Consider the following 15202-nt stretch of genomic DNA (forward strand, 5'->3'; position numbering starts at 1 on the left):
ATGGCGCCGCGTGTGTGCGGCGCCTCAAGATCACTCGATGATGTTGAAATCGCTCAGGTACTCATCAGAGATTTCCAGGCCCAGGCCGGGCTTGTTATCGTCGAGCTGGATGTAGCCGTTCACCGGTTGCGGCTCGCCCTTGAACACGTAGTAGAAGAGTTCGTTGCCAACCTCGACGTCGAACACCGGGAAAAACTCGGCCATTGGCGAGGCGGTGGTGGACATGGTCAGGTGATAGTTGTGCATCTGCCCGGCGTGCGGGATCACCGGCACCGACCAGGCTTCAGCCATGGCGTTGATCTTGCGCGCCGCGGTGATGCCGCCGACACGGTTGGTGTCGTACTGGATCACGTCGACGGCGCGGCGCTCCAGCAGGTCTTTGAAGCCATAGGAAGTGAACTCGTGCTCGCCGCCGGAGATCGGCATGATCCCCATTTTTTTCAGCTCGATATAGCCTTCGATGTCGTCGGCAATCACCGGTTCTTCGAGCCAGCGCGGTTCGAACTCGGCCAGTTTGGGCAACATGCGGCGGGCATATTCCAGGGTCCAGCCCATGTAGCATTCGAGCATGATGTCGATGTCGGGACCGGCCAGGTTACGCAGCGCCCGCACTTGCTCGATGTTCTTGCGCATGCCCGCCGGGCCGTCTTTCGGGCCGTAGCCGAAACGCATTTTCAGCGCGGTGAAACCCTGGTTCAGGTAACCCTGGGCTTCTTCGAGGAACAGGTCGAGGTTGTCGTTGGCATAAAGCTTGGAGGCGTAGGTCCAGATCTTTTCCTTGGTGCGCCCGCCGAGCAGTTTGAACACCGGCTTGTTCACCGCTTTGCCCATGATGTCCCAGATCGCGATGTCGATCGCCGAGATCGCCGCCATGCCGATGCCTTTGCGGCCCCAGGCGTGGCTCTGGCGATACATTTTTTGCCAGATGTATTCGTTGTCGAACGGGTCTTCGCCAATCGCAATCGGCGCCAGATAGGTGTCGATGATTTCCTTGGCCACACGCGGTGCCAGGGCGCAGTTACCGATGCCGACAAGACCGGTGTCGGTCTCGACTTCCACCACCAGCCAGCCGTGGAAACGGAACGAGCCCATGGCATCGCCGCGCTCGAACAGGATGTCGCTGGCGTTGGTGCAGAAGTGCGTTTGCGGGGGAACGACTTTACCTTTCCACTCGAAAACGCGGGTACGGATGGCTTTGATTTTCATGAATACAGTTCCTTGCGCTACCGGCTTTTTGTAATTGTTGGGTCGCTGCGCAGAGCCGTTCGTGCGGCCAGCCCCGGGCATTCGATGGAGCGACTTTAGCCAGCGCCCGGGGCGTGCGGATAATCACTTATGCGTATCCGGCGATAACCTGGGGTGATGGCAAAAACGCGATATCCGTTAGATCGGGTTATCAGCCCCAACCCAAAACAAATGTGGGAGCGAGCTTGCTCGCGATGGCGGCGGGCCAGTCGATATTCATGCTGACTGACAGACCGCTATCGCGAGCAAGCTCGCTCCCACAGTGGTTGTTGGTGTTACTTGGATTTTGTGTTCAATACAAAACCCTGTGGGAGTGAGCCTGCTCGCGATAGCGGTTTGTCAGTCACTGAAAGGGTGACTGAACCGCCGTCATCGCGAGCAGGCTCGCTCCCACAGGGAAGTTGTGTTGTTTTCAGTAGTTGTTGGTGCCCATCCGGCAGGCGATTTCGAATGCCTGGCGGATGGCGCCTACGTTGGCCTTGCCCTGCCCCGCGATATCGAACGCGGTGCCGTGTGCCGGCGTGGTGATCGGGATCGGCAACCCGCCCTGCACGGTCACCCCACGGGAGAAGCCCATCAACTTGATCGCGATCTGTCCCTGGTCGTGATACATGGTCACCACCGCGTCGAAGGCACTGGCATCGCCCTGCACTTTGAGGAAGATCGTGTCGGCGGGATAAGGTCCTTCAGCCGCAATCCCCAGTGCCTGGGCCGAACGCACGGCCGGGCCAATGATGTCCAGTTCTTCGCGGCCGAACGAGCCGTTATCGCCGTTGTGCGGATTCAGCCCGCACACGCCAATGCGTGGTTTTTCCAGGCCGTTGCGCTTGAGCGCGGTGTCGATCAGCTGGATCGCTTCCACCACTCGCGTCTGGCTGAGCATGCCCGGCACTTCGGCCAGCGCCACGTGGGACGTCACGCGTGACGTCCAGAGGTTGTCGAGCACGTTGAATTCGCAGAACGGGCCGTGGAAATCCAGCAGCTCGGCGAACCAGTGCAGCTCGTCGCTGTGGGCCATGCCGGCCATGTGCAGCGAGGTTTTGTTCAGCGGGCCGAACAACACCGCGTCGGTGGTCCCGGCCTCGGTCAGGCGCAGGGCTTGCTCCAGGGTGTCGAGGCTATAGCGACCGCCGATGACACTGGCTTCACTGCGCGGGAACTCACCCACTGTGTCGCCGCGAAAGTCATAGAACAACGGCGTGTCATCGACAAATGACAACTGCTCCAGCGACTCCACGCGACGGTATGGAAATTCCGTCCCGGCAATGCGCATGCCCCGGCGCATTTCGGCCTCGTCAGCAATCAGGATCACGTTGGCCTGACTGCGCACCGAAGGCTCTGCAAGCAGGCGCGCGATCAGTTCCGGACCGATGCCCGCCGGGTCACCCAGCACCATGGCGATAGTGGTTTTGTTCATGCTTCACTCCTCAAGGATTCAGGCCGCACCCGGTCAATGGCGCAAGGCTCGCAGCGATAGACTTGCTGCGCGTTGCTGTAGAAAAGTCGTTGCTGATCGGCACTCGGAAAATCGGCAACGATGGATTTGAAACCGCTGTAGATCTCGTCGAACGAGCCACACAGGCTGTCCACGGGAAAGTTGCTGGCGAACATCGCCCGGTCGCTGCCGAACATGGCGATGACTTCGCGCACGATCCAGGCGTTGTCCTTGGCCCGCCAGCGTTGACCGCCCTGCCCGAGGCCGGAAATTTTCACTCGCACGTTCGGCCACTGCGCCAGCCGCGCCATCGCCAGGCGCCAACCCGCCAGGCCTTCGGCGCTGCGGTCGTTGGGCAACCCAGCGTGGTTGAGAATCAGCGTGGTGCCGGGAAAATCCCGGGCCAGGTGCTCGGCTTCGTGCAAATTCCACCAAGGTGTTTGCAGGTCGAAATGCAGGCCCAGGCCTTCGAGCGCGGCGTAACTGCGGCGCCAGTGTTCGTCACTCATCAGGCTGCGCACATGGCCAACCTGCGCGGGCGACGCAGGTCCGCCAGGTTTGTGGCGCACGCTGCGTACGCACTTGAAACTGGCTTGCTCGGTCAGCACCGCGATGGCGTCCGCGTGATCGAGCCAGGCCTGCGCCACGATGGCATTGGGAACGCCGTATCGGGCGATCAGCCCTTCGATAAAAACGGTTTCACCTATCGGGTCTTGCGGATCCCATTCGGTCTCGACGTACACCGTTTGCACGACGTTATGAGGACCGACATCGGCGAAGTAATCTTCGGGAAAATAGCGACGCTTGATCGCGCTGTAATCACCGTAGCGAAACGGGATATTCGCCTCGGGCGCCAACCACGGATGATCATTGATCGACGGGTCCCAGAAGTGATGATGGGCATCGATGATCGGGCCGTTCCATGCTCCGTCAGATAAGTGTTTAACCATGGCGCACCTCATCCAGGCTGATGAACAACGTCGCCAGCACAAACACCGCCGAGCACGCCGCGAAGAACCCCAGTACCGGCGCAAATCCACCGGCCATTTGCACAATCACCCCCACCAGAATCGGCACCGCGATGCCACCGGTGCTGCCGGCCATGTTCATCACGCCGCCGATCAACCCGACCCGCGCCGGCGCCGCCAGCAACGCCGGGAAGCTCCAGTAGAGGCTGCCCCACATAAGGAAAAATGCGGTCATCGCCAACAACGCCACGGCCGCAAAAGGATTGCTCAGGGTCGGCAGCAACAGGAAGGCACCGAGGGCCACCAGACCGGAAAACGCCAGCAGGCTCTTGACCGCCACCCCACGGCTGACACCTTTGCGAATAAGACCATCGCAGAGGAAACCTCCGGTCAACGAACCCAACGCACCACACACAAAAATCACGAACGTGGCCGCGCCAATGCCCTTGATATCAAAACCGCGAGCCTGCGCCAGATAACTCGGGCCCCAGGTCAGCAAGCCAAAATAGACCATCGCCCAACTGGCACGACCGATCAGCAAACCGCTCAGCGAGCGGGCCGCAATGCCCAGCCCCTTGACCGGTAAACGGGCGGCTTCAGCCGCTGGCGTAGCTCGCCCGGCGTTGATTTTTTCGAGTTCTTCGGCGTTCACCTGCGGGTGAGTGGCCGGGTCGTCACGCAGGTAACGCCGTGCCAGCCAGGCGAGCACCAGCGTCGCTATACCGGCAATCACAAACGCCAGGCGCCATGAATCCAGCGAGGCGATCAGGTACGCAATGATCAATCCGCCCAGCGCCACGCCCAACGGGCTGCCGCTGTCCATCAGCACGGCACCGCGACTGCGCTCGCTCGGCGCCAGCCACAACGAAATCAGTTTGCCGCCCGATGGAAACAAGGGCGCCTCTGCGGCGCCAAGTGCGACCCGGGCGAACAGCAATGACAACCCACCCGTGGCGAATGCCGCGATCACCTGGAAAGTCCCCCACAACCCGGTGGACCAACCGATCACCCGGTGCGGTCCGAAGCGGTCGATCAACCAGCCGCCGGGAATCTGCAGCAGCGCGTATGCCCAGAAGAAGCTGCTGAGGATCAGCCCCTGCATGCTCGGCGAGAGGGAAAATTCATGGGCGATGGTCGGCATCGCAATCGACAGCGACACCCGATCGATCAGGTTGACCATAGTCAAGGCGAAGATGATCGCGAAGATCCGCCAGCGCACGCTGCTGGCCTTGGTGGTGCCGGTCAGCGGTGCGGCCGCGGCGATCGGTTGGGCAACTGCGCCGGGCAGATGCAGGGAAGCACTGGGACGAGCCATGGTGCGTACCTCATTTATTATTTTTGTGGATACAAAACGCAGCTTCTGGGGCGGCGCTGGTGAGCACTATCGAAGGCTCATTGATAACCGTCTAATCAAAACTTGAAATAAGGCGATAGCCTCGGGTTATGGCATGCCCGGCTTTCAATGAGCTTTCAACCGATACCCTCGCCATCGGATTTCAGGAAAAAAGACTCTGGGGGCAGAGTCTTGAGCCCTCACCGCCAGGTTGCCCGGCGCGACGTATAACTCCAGGCTATCGGTGTATGTATTGTTTTGACTAGACGCCGGCGCGGAGGCTTCCCACACTCAGTCCAGGCTTGCAGCTTCCAGCGTCGACAAGCCACTCATAACAACTACAAAAACGAGGCCCTTCCATGCGAAATGCATTCGTGCGCCGCACATCCCGTCTGTTTCTTGGCTGCACTCTGGTCGCCGCCGGCGCCCTCCCCGCATTGGCCAGCGCCGCCTGGCAACCGGACAAAAACGTCGAAATCGTTGTCGCTGGCGGGCCCGGTGGCGGCACCGATCAACTCGGCCGGCTGATCCAGTCGATCATCACCACCCACAAGTTTCTCGACGTCAATACCATCGTCCTCAACAAGGGCGGCGGCAATGGCGCCGAAGCCTTTCTCGACTTGAAAATGAACAAGGGCGATCCGGAAAAACTGGTGATCGGCACCAACAACATCTACCTGTTGCCGCTGGTATCGAAACTCGGTTACCAATGGCAGGAACTGACCCCTGTAGCGGCCGTGGCCGAGGATGACTTCATCCTCTGGAGCTACAAAGACGCCCCCTGGAAAGACGCCAAAGGCTTCTACGAAGCGGTCAAGGCCGACCCGTCGAACCTGCGCATGGGCGGCAGTCAGTCCAAGGATGTCGACCAGACCCTGACCCTGCTGCTGAACCAGACCAACAACAGCAAACTGGTGTACATCCCGTTCAAGAGCGGTAGCGAAGCCGCGACCCAACTGGCCGGCAAGCACATCGCCGCCAACGTCAACAACCCCAGCGAAAGCATCAGCCAATGGCGCGGCGACCAGGTCGAGCCGCTGTGTGTGTTCAGTAAAGAGCGCATGAGCTACACCGAGAAAGTCGCCGGTGACAAATCCTGGGCCGATGTGCCAACCTGCCACGAACAAGGCCTGGGCATCGATCAGTATCGCTTCCCGCGCACCGTATTCATGCCCGGCGAAGTCACCGCCGAACAGCGCGCGTTCTATGTCGAGCTGATGCGCAAAGTGACCGAGACCCCGGAGTTCAAGGCCTACGTCAAGCAGAACGCTTTGGTACCGACCTTCCTCGAAGGCGAGCCACTGACCGCCTACATTGAGAAAGACACCGCCCGCGTCACCCCGGTGTTCAAAGAAGCCGGCTGGCTGAAAAACTGAGTTGTTCTCGGCCGTCCGCTTGCGCACGGCCGTCACCTCTGGAGGTGTTTTGATGTCCCATTCTTCGGATTCACCGGCGCTGGTCGGCACCCGTTGGGTCGAACTCGGCCTGGCGCTCTTCACCACGCTGATCGGCGTGGTCGTGATGTTCGGCAGCGTCGAACAAGGTATTGGCTGGGGCGACTCCGGGCCCGAGCCGGGTTACTTCCCCTTCTATATCGGCCTGCTGTTGAGCGCCGCCAGTGTCGGCAACGGCGTGTTGACCGTGTTGCGCTGGCAGGCCCTGAGCCTTTCATTTGTCAGCCGCAGTGCGTTCAAGCAAGTGCTGTCGGTATTCATCCCGATAGCGTTGTTCGTCGGCGCCATGCCGCTCACCGGCATCTACGTGGCCTCGGCTTGTTTCATCGCCTGGTTCATGTGGCGTGACAAGGTCCGCGTCAAACCCTATGGCAAGTGGATGATCGGCACCGTATCCCTCGGCGCGGTACTCGCCAGCTACTTGATTTTCGCGCTGTGGTTCAAGGTCCCGCTGGATGCCGGCCCGATGGGCGACTGGATTAGCCTGGCCGGGAGAAGCTTCAAATGAGCGAGTTCGATTCCCTGCTGCAAGGCATGAACCTGATCCTGACCCCGGGCCATATCGGCCTGATGGTGATCGGCGTGCTGCTCGGTATCCTGGTCGGCGTATTGCCCGGCCTCGGCGCCCCCAATGGCGTGGCGTTGCTGCTGCCACTGACGTTCACCATGTCGCCAGTGTCGGCAATCATTCTGCTGTCGTGCATGTATTGGGGCGCGCTGTTTGGCGGCTCGATCACCTCGATTCTGTTCAACATCCCCGGCGAGCCCTCATCGGTGGCGACCACATTCGACGGCTACCCGATGGCCCGCGAAGGTCGCGCCGCCGAAGCCTTGACTGCCGCGTTCAGCTCGGCACTGATCGGTGCGTTGGCCGGGGTGTTGCTGCTGACGTTCCTGTCGACCCGGATTGCCGCGTTCGCCATGTCGTTCAGCTCGCCGGAGTTCTTCGCGGTGTACCTGTTGGCGTTCTGCACCTTCGTCGGCATGAGCAAGAATCCGCCGCTGAAAACCGTGGTGGCGATGATGATTGGTTTCGCGATGGCTGCGGTGGGGATGGACACCGTCTCCGGGAACCCGCGCTTGACCTTCGACCAGCCAATCTTGATGACGGGCATCAGTTTCGAAGTAGCGGTGATCGGCCTGTTCGGTATCGGCGAAATCCTCTGCACCGTCGAGGAAGGCCTGGTGTTTCGCGGCGAGCATGCGCGCATCACGCCGATGGTCATCCTGCGCACCTGGGCCAAATTGCCGCGTTACTGGTGGACGATTGTGCGCAGCACGTTGGTCGGTTGCTGGATGGGCATCACGCCCGGCGGCCCGACTGCGGCCTCGTTCATGAGCTACAGTCTGGCGCGGCGCTTTTCGAAGAACCGCGAGAACTTTGGCAAGGGCGAACTCGAAGGCGTGATCGCCCCGGAAACCGCCGACCACGCGGCAGGCACCAGCGCTTTGTTGCCGATGCTGACGCTCGGTATTCCCGGCTCAGCCACCGCAGCAGTAATGCTTGGCGGCTTGATGATCTGGGGCCTGCACCCCGGCCCGACGCTGTTCGTGGAGCAACATGATTTTGTCTGGGGCCTGATCGCCAGCATGTACCTGGGTAACGTGGTGAGCCTGATCGTGGTGTTGGCCACCGTGCCGCTGTTCGCTTCGATCTTGCGCATTCCGTTCTCGATCATCGCGCCGATTATCATCATGGTCTGCGCCATCGGCGCTTACTCGGTGCACAACTCGTTCTTCGACGTGGTGCTGATGCTGGGCTTTGGCGCGCTGGGTTATCTGTTCAAGAAACTCGGTTACCCGATCGCGCCGCTGGTGCTGGCGGCGGTGCTGGGCGACAAGGCCGAAGATGCGTTCCGTCAGTCGATGCTGTTTTCCGACGGGCACCTGGGCATTTTCTGGTCCAACCCATTGGTCGGCAGCCTGACCACGGCCGCGCTGTTGATGCTGTTCTGGCCGTTGATTTCCAAGGCACTGGGCACCTTGACGGGCCTGCGCAAACCCCACATCGCCAAGACCAAATCGGTGCTGTGACACAGCAATGCTGGCAACGCCTGACATTTGTTGTCAGGCTTGCCGCAGTCCTTTTTGCGAGCACGGCCCATGACCCGAATTCCTGCTGCCAACGTGATCCACAGTCGACTGCGCCTGCGCCAATTGCGGCTGATGCTGGCGTTGCAGGAATTCGGTTCGTTGCGCCGCGCCGCCGATCACATCGGCATGACCCAGCCGGCTGCGACCAAGATGCTGCACGAAGCCGAGGACTTGCTTGGCGTCGAGCTCTTCGAGCGTCTGCCTCGGGGCATGCGCTCTACCCCGTTCGGGGAAACCGTCATCTACTACGCCCGCATGGTGTTTGCCGAACTCAGCGGCATGCGCGAAGAACTGGTTGCACTGGAATCCGGCAACCTCGGCCGGGTCGCGGTCGGCGCGATTCCGGCGCTGGCCTCGGGGCTGTTGACCCGCACCATCGCGACCTTGAAACAAAGCCATCCGCGGTTGTCCATGAGCATTCAGGTCGACACCAGCGACGTGCTGGTGCAAGCGCTGTTGCAGGATCAACTGGATATCGTATTGGGGCGGATTCCGGCCGGTGCGCGAGCCGAAGAATTGCTCTTCGACAGCCTCGGTGAAGAAGCGTTGTGCGTGATTGCCGGTGCGCAACATCCGCTGGCGAAGGAAAAACAGCTGAGCTGGGCAGAATTGCAGAACATGACCTGGGTGTTGCAACAGCACCCGAGCCCGATGCGCGCGATCATCAATCAGGTGTTCCACAACGCGCGGGTCGACATCCCCAGCAGCATCGTTGAAACCACCTCGATCATGACCTTGCTCTCGTTGATCCAGCAGACCGACATGCTCGGCGTGACGCCCGTATCGGTGGTCGAGGACTATCCGGGGCGTGATTTGCTGGCGGTGTTGCCGATCAAGTTCGAGGCACGGTTGCCGCCGTATGGACTGATCACCCGGCGCCATCGCATTCAATCGTCAGCGATGCAGGCGTTCATGAATTCGGTGCGGGCCGAGCATGCGCTGGCCAAATGAAAAAGGCCCGGAGCACATGCCCCGGGCCTTGTTTTGCTTCAAGCGGTTTTACGGAACACGAACACCAGACCAATGATAATCAGCAGCATGCCGAGCAGGCTCAATGTCGCCAGCCGATTACCGAAAATCAGATAGTCCATGACCGCCGTCACCGCCGGTACCAGGTAAAACAGACTGGTGACATTCACCAGATTGCCCCGGGCGATCAAGCGGTACAGCAACAACGTCGCCAATACCGACACCACCAATCCCATCCACAGCACAGGCACGAAGAACCCGGTGCTGTGTTCAAAATGAAACGGCTGGAACGGCACGAAAATCCCGCAGAGCAACAGCCCCGCCAGGTACTGCACCGGCAGCGTGCCGAGTGGATTGTCGGTGATGCGTTTCTGCATGATCGAGCCGAATGTCATGCTCGCCAGCGCCAGCAGACCGAAGAACATTCCGGCCAACGACATGCCGGCCAGACCGATGCCCTGGTAAACCACCATGATCAGCCCGGCCAACCCCAGCATCAGGCCGAACATTCTGCTGGCTGAGCGCTGGCGCTCCATGATCGCCACCGTGAGAATCGGTTGTACGCCCATGATCGTGGCCATCATCCCGGGCGTCACTTTCAGGTCCAGGGCCAACAGGTAGAAAATCTGATAAGCCCCCAGCAGCACCACACCCGTGGCCATCGCATACAACATCGGTTTGCCGCCCTTGGGCAGCTTCAGCTTGAGCAACGGCACCAGCAGCATCAATCCGCACAAGGCGATGACGAAGCGAATCAGCAGAAACGCAAAGGGTGACGCGTGGGCCAGGCCCCATTTGGAGAAGATCGCCCCGCTGCTCCACAGCAGAACGAACAGGCTCGTGGACGCCACCGCGAGCGCGGATTGTTTCGAAAGGACAAACATGAATACCACCTGTCGTCAGGCAAAAAGCCAACTCAGCCGAAGCTGAAGTTCAGTAGTTTTTTCAGACGGGCATGGGGAACAGCAGTCAAGCAGCTGATCAGCCCTATAAGCCAACGTCTGGCGGTGATACGACTGCGCACACCGGCGTGCTACGAACAGGCGGGGGGTAGTGACTGATCTGCGCAGGCTGCTGATTCCCGCACGGCGCCACGACAGCGTTGAGCGCTGAATCGAGGACCGCGTTAATGAGGGAAACTGGCATGGGCTGATCTTTTTTGATGGGATGAACGGTGGGTTGGAAATCACCGAGCGCCGACTATAACCAGCGACTGACATGGATTGCAACGACTTGGACAAAGGGCCAGCAGCGACAGCTGTAGAGGCGCTCCTTACTCTGGGGGAACGGAATCGCCCATTGCGGGGGACATGGATTGCAAGAGATCGAATGCCAAGGGAACGGACACATCTTCGGTATCAGTTGTATAGGTCAAGAGCTAGAGCACTTGCTGGTATCAAGACCGCTCAACTGCAAAATGAGCTTGAATCGTACGGCCAGACAAACCTCGATTTTTCGAAGGTGCGCTATGAAGCGATAAATACCCAGGCACTGAGTGCCTGGGAACTCTGGGAGGATCCACAATTTGCGTGGGACGAGGTCATTGGATGGAAAGCAAGGGAACCACTGGCCTTTGACCTTGCCATCTGGTTCGGTGAAGAACTGTGCGGACTATGCTTTGCCAATCCAAACAATAGTCGGCGACGAATCCGCATCGTGCGATTGGAGGGGCGGCCCGGAGAGGTTCACCCTCTAAAAAAACGTATCGCGCCACTGTCCATATTGGCCATTGAGCAATACGCCCGAATCGTCGGCAGCAGGTTCATCGAAGTTCAGGAGCCGCTGAAAGGTGCAATTTCAATCTATCAGCAACTCGGTTTTTACTACGATGATGAACGCCGACTTGTTAAATCAGTGGAAGGCCAAGTATCTTGAAAACTGTTCAACTAATGACCAACAAGGGGGGCGAGATGCGCAAAATGATTAAAAAATCATCGTCAAGGAAACGCTCACCCACAACCGAAAATAAAAACGTTGTTGCAGAGCTGACAGACAGTGAACGGCGCCTTCTACAACTTATTGCGACGGGCATCGAAGGCGAAGAACCTAATGTGCTCGCCGGACGCCGATGAAATTGAAGGAAAAAAAACCGCTCAAAAGGAGCGGTTTTTTTCATGACTGAAATCACCCAAACAACCAATACCCCAACAACGTCAACACCACCACCGCCAACACCGGCCGTAACACGCGGTAGGCCTTGGGATTACGGCGTTTCCAGCGTTTGACTACGCCACTGAACTTATCGCTGGAGTTCTTGCTCCAGGCGTAAGCCTGGTTAATCCCGCCGACACGTTCATCATCAAGATTCTGTGGGGCGGTGGCGCGACCGAGAAGGCCGCTGATCCAGCGGTTGATGCGGGTCATGACGCGATTGCTCAGCGGCCGTTCGACGTCGCAGAACAGAATGACGCGGGTTTTCTCGGTTTCGTTCTTGACCCAGTGCACGTAGGTTTCATCGAACATCACGTCTTCGCCATCGCGCCAGGCGTAAACCTGGCCGTCCACGAAGATGCGGCAATCATCGGAATTCGGTGTCGACAGCCCCAGGTGATAACGCAGGGAACCGGCGAACGGATCGCGGTGCGGGTTGAGGTGACTGCCGCCCGGCAGCAAAGCGAACATGGCGCCTTTGACATTGGGAATGCTGCTGACTAACGCCACGGTTTTCGGGCACAAGGCTTCAGCCGAAGGCAGCGGCTTGTCATACCACTTGAGGTAGAAACGCTTCCAGCCCTTCTTGAAGAACGAACCGAAACCGGCGTCGTTGTTCTTTTCGGCGGCGCGGATGTACCCCTCGTCGAACAGGTGCATGGCTTCGTCGCGGATGACTTCCCAGTTGTCCTTGAGCACGTCCAGCTCCGGGAATTTGCTGCGGTCCAGATACGGCTTGGACGGCACACCGGAGAACAGGTACATCAAGGCGTTATAAGGCGCAAACAACGCGGAATGGTTGACGAACTGACGCAACACCGGCAACCGCGCCTTGCCACGCAAATGCACATAGAGAGTGCTGCCGAGGAACAGCAACAACACTGACGCTTTCGCGGCTAAGGAAAAGGTCATTAATGACTCCTTGAGAATAGGCTCTATGCGCAACGCCTCTTACCCGACGTGGCAGCCGGCCATGATAAACATTACCGGCCTCGAGAAAAACCCGCAAAACCAAACATTCAGTATTAAGCATTGTGCAACAAAGCACTTATTAACATAGGGCTCCTGAACAGGGGCTGACCTGGATCAGCCCTGCTGATCAGACGATGAATATCCGCGCATACATAGCGCCTTTTTACTGTTCATTCTCCTGATCGGTGAACAGATCGCTGAACAACATGCTCGTCAGGTAGCGCTCGCCGGAGTCCGGCAGGATCACGACGATGGTCTTGCCCTGCATTTCCGGTGTTTCAGCCAGGCGAACCGCGACTGCCATGGCGGCACCGCAGGAAATACCGGCCAAAATCCCCTCTTCCTGCATCAGACGCAGAGCCATGGCCTTGGACTCCTCGTCGGTCACCAGCTCAACGCGGTCGACCATCGACAAGTCCAGGTTTTTCGGGACAAAACCGGCGCCGATGCCCTGTATTTTATGAGGACTGGGCTTGATCTCTTCACCGGCAATCGCCTGGGTGATCACCGGCGATACCACCGGCTCTACCGCCACCGAGATAATCGGTTTGCCCTGCGTATTCTTGATATACCGCGAAACCCCGGTAATGGTTCCACCCGTTCCGACCCCGGCCACCAGCACATCTACCGCACCGTCGGTGTCATTCCAGATTTCCGGACCGGTGGTTTTCTCGTGAATCGCCGGGTTGGCCGGGTTTTCAAACTGCGCCGGCATGAAGTATTTGGCCGGGTCGCTGGCAAGAATTTCGCTCGCCTTCTCGATGGCGCCTTTCATGCCCTTGGCCGGTTCGGTCAGCACCAGTTCGGCGCCCAGTGCCTTCAGCACCTTGCGACGCTCGATACTCATGGAGGCCGGCATGGTCAGCATCAGTTTGTAACCACGAGCCGCCGCAACGAACGCCAGGCCAATGCCGGTGTTGCCCGACGTCGGTTCGATGATGGTCATGCCAGGTTTGAGTTTGCCGGAGCTTTCGCCGTCCCAGATCATGTTCGCGCCGATCCGGCACTTGACCGAATAGCCGGGGTTGCGCCCTTCGATCTTGGCCAGGATGGTCACGCCGCGCGGGGCAATGCGGTTGATCTGCACCAGCGGTGTATTACCGATGGAATGGGCGTTGTCAGCGTAAATACGGCTCATGGCTGGGTCCTTGTACAGCGTTGAATTAGCTCCCAAAGGTATGCCTGTTGCCGCTGGTCGTCCAGTCAGGTCGAACGTCCGCTGTCCGGCGCAGTCAATGCTTTACATAGCCAGAGGTATGCCACCATGAAACGTCGATACAGTTGGCCTCTGTGGACCCTCGCCGGCCTTGCTCTGGTTCTGATTGCCCTGCACATCACCCTGCCGTACCTCGTGCGTAATTACCTCAATGACAAACTGGCGAACATGGGCGATTACCGAGGCCAGGTGACCGACGTGGATCTGGCCTGGTGGCGCGGCGCCTACAAAATCAACGGATTGAAAATCGTCAAAGTTGAAGGCAAGGTGCCGGTGCCGTTCGTCAACGCTCCGTTGATCGACCTCGCCGTCAGCTGGCATTCGCTGATCTATGACCATGCCGTGGTGGCTGAAGTGAAGTTCTTCAACCCCGAGGTGAACTTCGTCGACGGCGGCGCCAACAAACAGAACTCCCAAACCGGTAAAGGCACCGACTGGCGTGCGCAGTTGAGCAAACTGGCGCCGTTCACCCTGAACGAGGTGCGCATCTACGACGGCAAGATCAGTTTTCACAATTTCAGCTCCACTCCCCCCGTCAACATGAACGCCACTCAAGTCAACGCCAGCATTTTCAATCTGACCAACGTGGTCGATACCGAAGGCAAACGCGATGCGCGCTTCGAGGGCAAGGCGCTGTTGCTTGGGCATGCGCCCCTGGAAACCAGCGCGACCTTCGACCCGTTGAGCAATTTCGAAGACTTCGAATTCCGCCTGCGGGCCAAGGACATCGAACTCAGACGCATGAATGACTTCGCCTCGGCCTACGGCAAGTTCGACTTCAACGCCGGTCACGGCGACGTGGTGATTGAAGCGCAAGCCAAGAAGGCCAAATTGACTGGCTACATCAAACCGCTGTTAAAGGACGTCGACGTGTTCAATTGGCACCAGGACGTGGAAAACAAGGACAAAGGGCTATTCCGTTCAATCTGGGAGGCCATTGTTGGTGGCTCCGAAACGGTGCTGAAAAATCAGGGCAAGAATCAGTTCGCCACGCGGGTTGAACTGAGCGGTAATGTCCATCGGCAAGATATCAGCGCGTTCAATGCGTTTTTGCAGATTTTACGCAATGGTTTCATCCAGGCATTCAACGCTCGGTACGAACGGCCGAAGCCGGAAGCAGGTTAAGGCTTGCGGGTCACGAACGGGGCACCGCTTCACGGCCACTGCTGTAGCGCGTGATATTGCGGGCGCTGACGTATGGCGATAGCTCAATGCTGGCTAGCGGCCGAGACTGAGTCAAGATGTGACGCTCCATTCAGAGACTGAATAAGCCGTCTGCGTTCACAGTCGACCGGCCTGCGCGTTATAGTCGGGCACTACAATTATTGCGCCCCGCCCTGCCCCGTTCAGGTCGGCGTTACCGTT

At 59.0% G+C, this 15202-nt stretch carries 14 protein-coding genes; 7 read left to right on the plus strand and 7 right to left on the minus strand.

The genetic code is table 11. The annotated features are described in order from the left end of the window. Window positions 1-30: 30 nt before the first annotated feature. From QRN31_RS30630 to QRN31_RS30645, 4 genes are all read right to left on the minus strand, one after another. Complete coding sequence (locus tag QRN31_RS30630; RefSeq protein ID WP_285436602.1) at window positions 31-1206, minus strand: L-rhamnonate dehydratase; 1176 nt, start codon at window positions 1204-1206, stop codon at window positions 31-33. A gap of 451 nt (window positions 1207-1657) precedes the next feature. Continuing rightward, window positions 1658-2662 carry a 4-hydroxythreonine-4-phosphate dehydrogenase PdxA gene (locus QRN31_RS30635; RefSeq protein WP_222590216.1) on the minus strand — a complete coding sequence of 335 codons (1005 nt, stop codon included), beginning with the start codon at window positions 2660-2662 and terminating at the stop codon, window positions 1658-1660. After that, the gene (locus tag QRN31_RS30640; protein WP_285436604.1) at window positions 2659-3630 is read right to left on the minus strand and encodes an amidohydrolase family protein; all 972 of its coding nucleotides are present in this window, start codon (window positions 3628-3630) and stop codon (window positions 2659-2661) included. The genes QRN31_RS30635 and QRN31_RS30640 overlap by 4 nt, the downstream gene beginning before the upstream one ends. Continuing rightward, entirely contained in the window at window positions 3623-4963 is a 1341-nt protein-coding gene (locus tag QRN31_RS30645) for an MFS transporter (RefSeq protein WP_285436605.1), read from the minus strand. Before QRN31_RS30645 ends, QRN31_RS30640 begins: the two co-directional genes overlap by 8 nt. A 377-nt stretch (window positions 4964-5340) precedes the next feature. On the opposite strand from QRN31_RS30645, the gene QRN31_RS30650 reads away from it, so the two are divergent. The 4 genes from QRN31_RS30650 (at window position 5341) to QRN31_RS30665 (ending at window position 9480) form a co-directional block, all read left to right on the plus strand. Then, window positions 5341-6357 (plus strand): Bug family tripartite tricarboxylate transporter substrate binding protein, encoded by a 1017-nt coding sequence (locus tag QRN31_RS30650; protein WP_259151365.1) that lies wholly within the window; start codon window positions 5341-5343, stop codon window positions 6355-6357. A gap of 52 nt (window positions 6358-6409) precedes the next feature. Beyond that, complete coding sequence (locus QRN31_RS30655) at window positions 6410-6943, plus strand: tripartite tricarboxylate transporter TctB family protein (RefSeq protein WP_285436607.1); 534 nt, start codon at window positions 6410-6412, stop codon at window positions 6941-6943. Then, on the plus strand, window positions 6940-8469 hold the full coding sequence (locus QRN31_RS30660; RefSeq protein ID WP_285436609.1) for a tripartite tricarboxylate transporter permease: 1530 nt from the start codon (window positions 6940-6942) through the stop codon (window positions 8467-8469). The genes QRN31_RS30655 and QRN31_RS30660 overlap by 4 nt, the downstream gene beginning before the upstream one ends. A gap of 69 nt (window positions 8470-8538) precedes the next feature. Then, complete coding sequence (locus QRN31_RS30665; protein ID WP_208671748.1) at window positions 8539-9480, plus strand: LysR family transcriptional regulator; 942 nt, start codon at window positions 8539-8541, stop codon at window positions 9478-9480. 38 nt (window positions 9481-9518) lie between these two features. Here QRN31_RS30665 and QRN31_RS30670 read toward each other — a convergent pair whose 3' ends face one another. Next, entirely contained in the window at window positions 9519-10382 is an 864-nt protein-coding gene (locus tag QRN31_RS30670; RefSeq protein ID WP_285436612.1) for a DMT family transporter, read from the minus strand. Between the two features lie 445 nt (window positions 10383-10827). Between QRN31_RS30670 and QRN31_RS30675 the strand changes: the two genes are divergently transcribed. Beyond that, window positions 10828-11373 carry a hypothetical protein gene (locus tag QRN31_RS30675; protein ID WP_285436613.1) on the plus strand — a complete coding sequence of 182 codons (546 nt, stop codon included), beginning with the start codon at window positions 10828-10830 and terminating at the stop codon, window positions 11371-11373. Further along, complete coding sequence (locus tag QRN31_RS30680; protein ID WP_285436615.1) at window positions 11370-11570, plus strand: hypothetical protein; 201 nt, start codon at window positions 11370-11372, stop codon at window positions 11568-11570. Before QRN31_RS30675 ends, QRN31_RS30680 begins: the two co-directional genes overlap by 4 nt. Window positions 11571-11622: 52 nt before the next feature. Here QRN31_RS30680 and QRN31_RS30685 read toward each other — a convergent pair whose 3' ends face one another. After that, window positions 11623-12561, minus strand: coding sequence for an aspartyl/asparaginyl beta-hydroxylase domain-containing protein (locus QRN31_RS30685; protein ID WP_259151370.1), 939 nt, complete (start codon window positions 12559-12561; stop codon window positions 11623-11625). 223 nt (window positions 12562-12784) lie between these two features. Continuing rightward, window positions 12785-13759, minus strand: a complete 975-nt coding sequence (gene cysK / locus QRN31_RS30690) for a cysteine synthase A (RefSeq protein WP_285436617.1) — start codon at window positions 13757-13759, stop codon at window positions 12785-12787. Between the two features lie 126 nt (window positions 13760-13885). Here cysK and QRN31_RS30695 point away from each other — a divergent pair, with 126 nt between their 5' ends. After that, complete coding sequence (locus QRN31_RS30695; RefSeq protein WP_285436618.1) at window positions 13886-14962, plus strand: AsmA family protein; 1077 nt, start codon at window positions 13886-13888, stop codon at window positions 14960-14962. Window positions 14963-15202: the final 240 nt, after the last annotated feature.

It is taken from the genome of Pseudomonas sp. fls2-241-R2A-110 (genome assembly GCF_030209165.1).
In the GTDB taxonomy this organism is placed as follows: domain Bacteria; phylum Pseudomonadota; class Gammaproteobacteria; order Pseudomonadales; family Pseudomonadaceae; genus Aquipseudomonas.

Excerpts from the sequence above, each read along its gene's own strand:
- QRN31_RS30630 (WP_285436602.1), bottom strand. The coding sequence starts at position 1,206 with ATGAAAATCAAAGCCATCCGTACCCGCGTTTTCGAGTGGAAAGGTAAA.
- QRN31_RS30635 (WP_222590216.1), bottom strand. The coding sequence starts at position 2,662 with ATGAACAAAACCACTATCGCCATGGTGCTGGGTGACCCGGCGGGCATC.
- QRN31_RS30640 (WP_285436604.1), bottom strand. The coding sequence starts at position 3,630 with ATGGTTAAACACTTATCTGACGGAGCATGGAACGGCCCGATCATCGAT.
- QRN31_RS30645 (WP_285436605.1), bottom strand. The coding sequence starts at position 4,963 with ATGGCTCGTCCCAGTGCTTCCCTGCATCTGCCCGGCGCAGTTGCCCAA.
- QRN31_RS30650 (WP_259151365.1), top strand. The coding sequence starts at position 5,341 with ATGCGAAATGCATTCGTGCGCCGCACATCCCGTCTGTTTCTTGGCTGC.
- QRN31_RS30655 (WP_285436607.1), top strand. The coding sequence starts at position 6,410 with ATGTCCCATTCTTCGGATTCACCGGCGCTGGTCGGCACCCGTTGGGTC.
- QRN31_RS30660 (WP_285436609.1), top strand. The coding sequence starts at position 6,940 with ATGAGCGAGTTCGATTCCCTGCTGCAAGGCATGAACCTGATCCTGACC.
- QRN31_RS30665 (WP_208671748.1), top strand. The coding sequence starts at position 8,539 with ATGACCCGAATTCCTGCTGCCAACGTGATCCACAGTCGACTGCGCCTG.
- QRN31_RS30670 (WP_285436612.1), bottom strand. The coding sequence starts at position 10,382 with ATGTTTGTCCTTTCGAAACAATCCGCGCTCGCGGTGGCGTCCACGAGC.
- QRN31_RS30675 (WP_285436613.1), top strand. The coding sequence starts at position 10,828 with ATGCCAAGGGAACGGACACATCTTCGGTATCAGTTGTATAGGTCAAGA.
- QRN31_RS30685 (WP_259151370.1), bottom strand. The coding sequence starts at position 12,561 with ATGACCTTTTCCTTAGCCGCGAAAGCGTCAGTGTTGTTGCTGTTCCTC.
- cysK (WP_285436617.1), bottom strand. The coding sequence starts at position 13,759 with ATGAGCCGTATTTACGCTGACAACGCCCATTCCATCGGTAATACACCG.
- QRN31_RS30695 (WP_285436618.1), top strand. The coding sequence starts at position 13,886 with ATGAAACGTCGATACAGTTGGCCTCTGTGGACCCTCGCCGGCCTTGCT.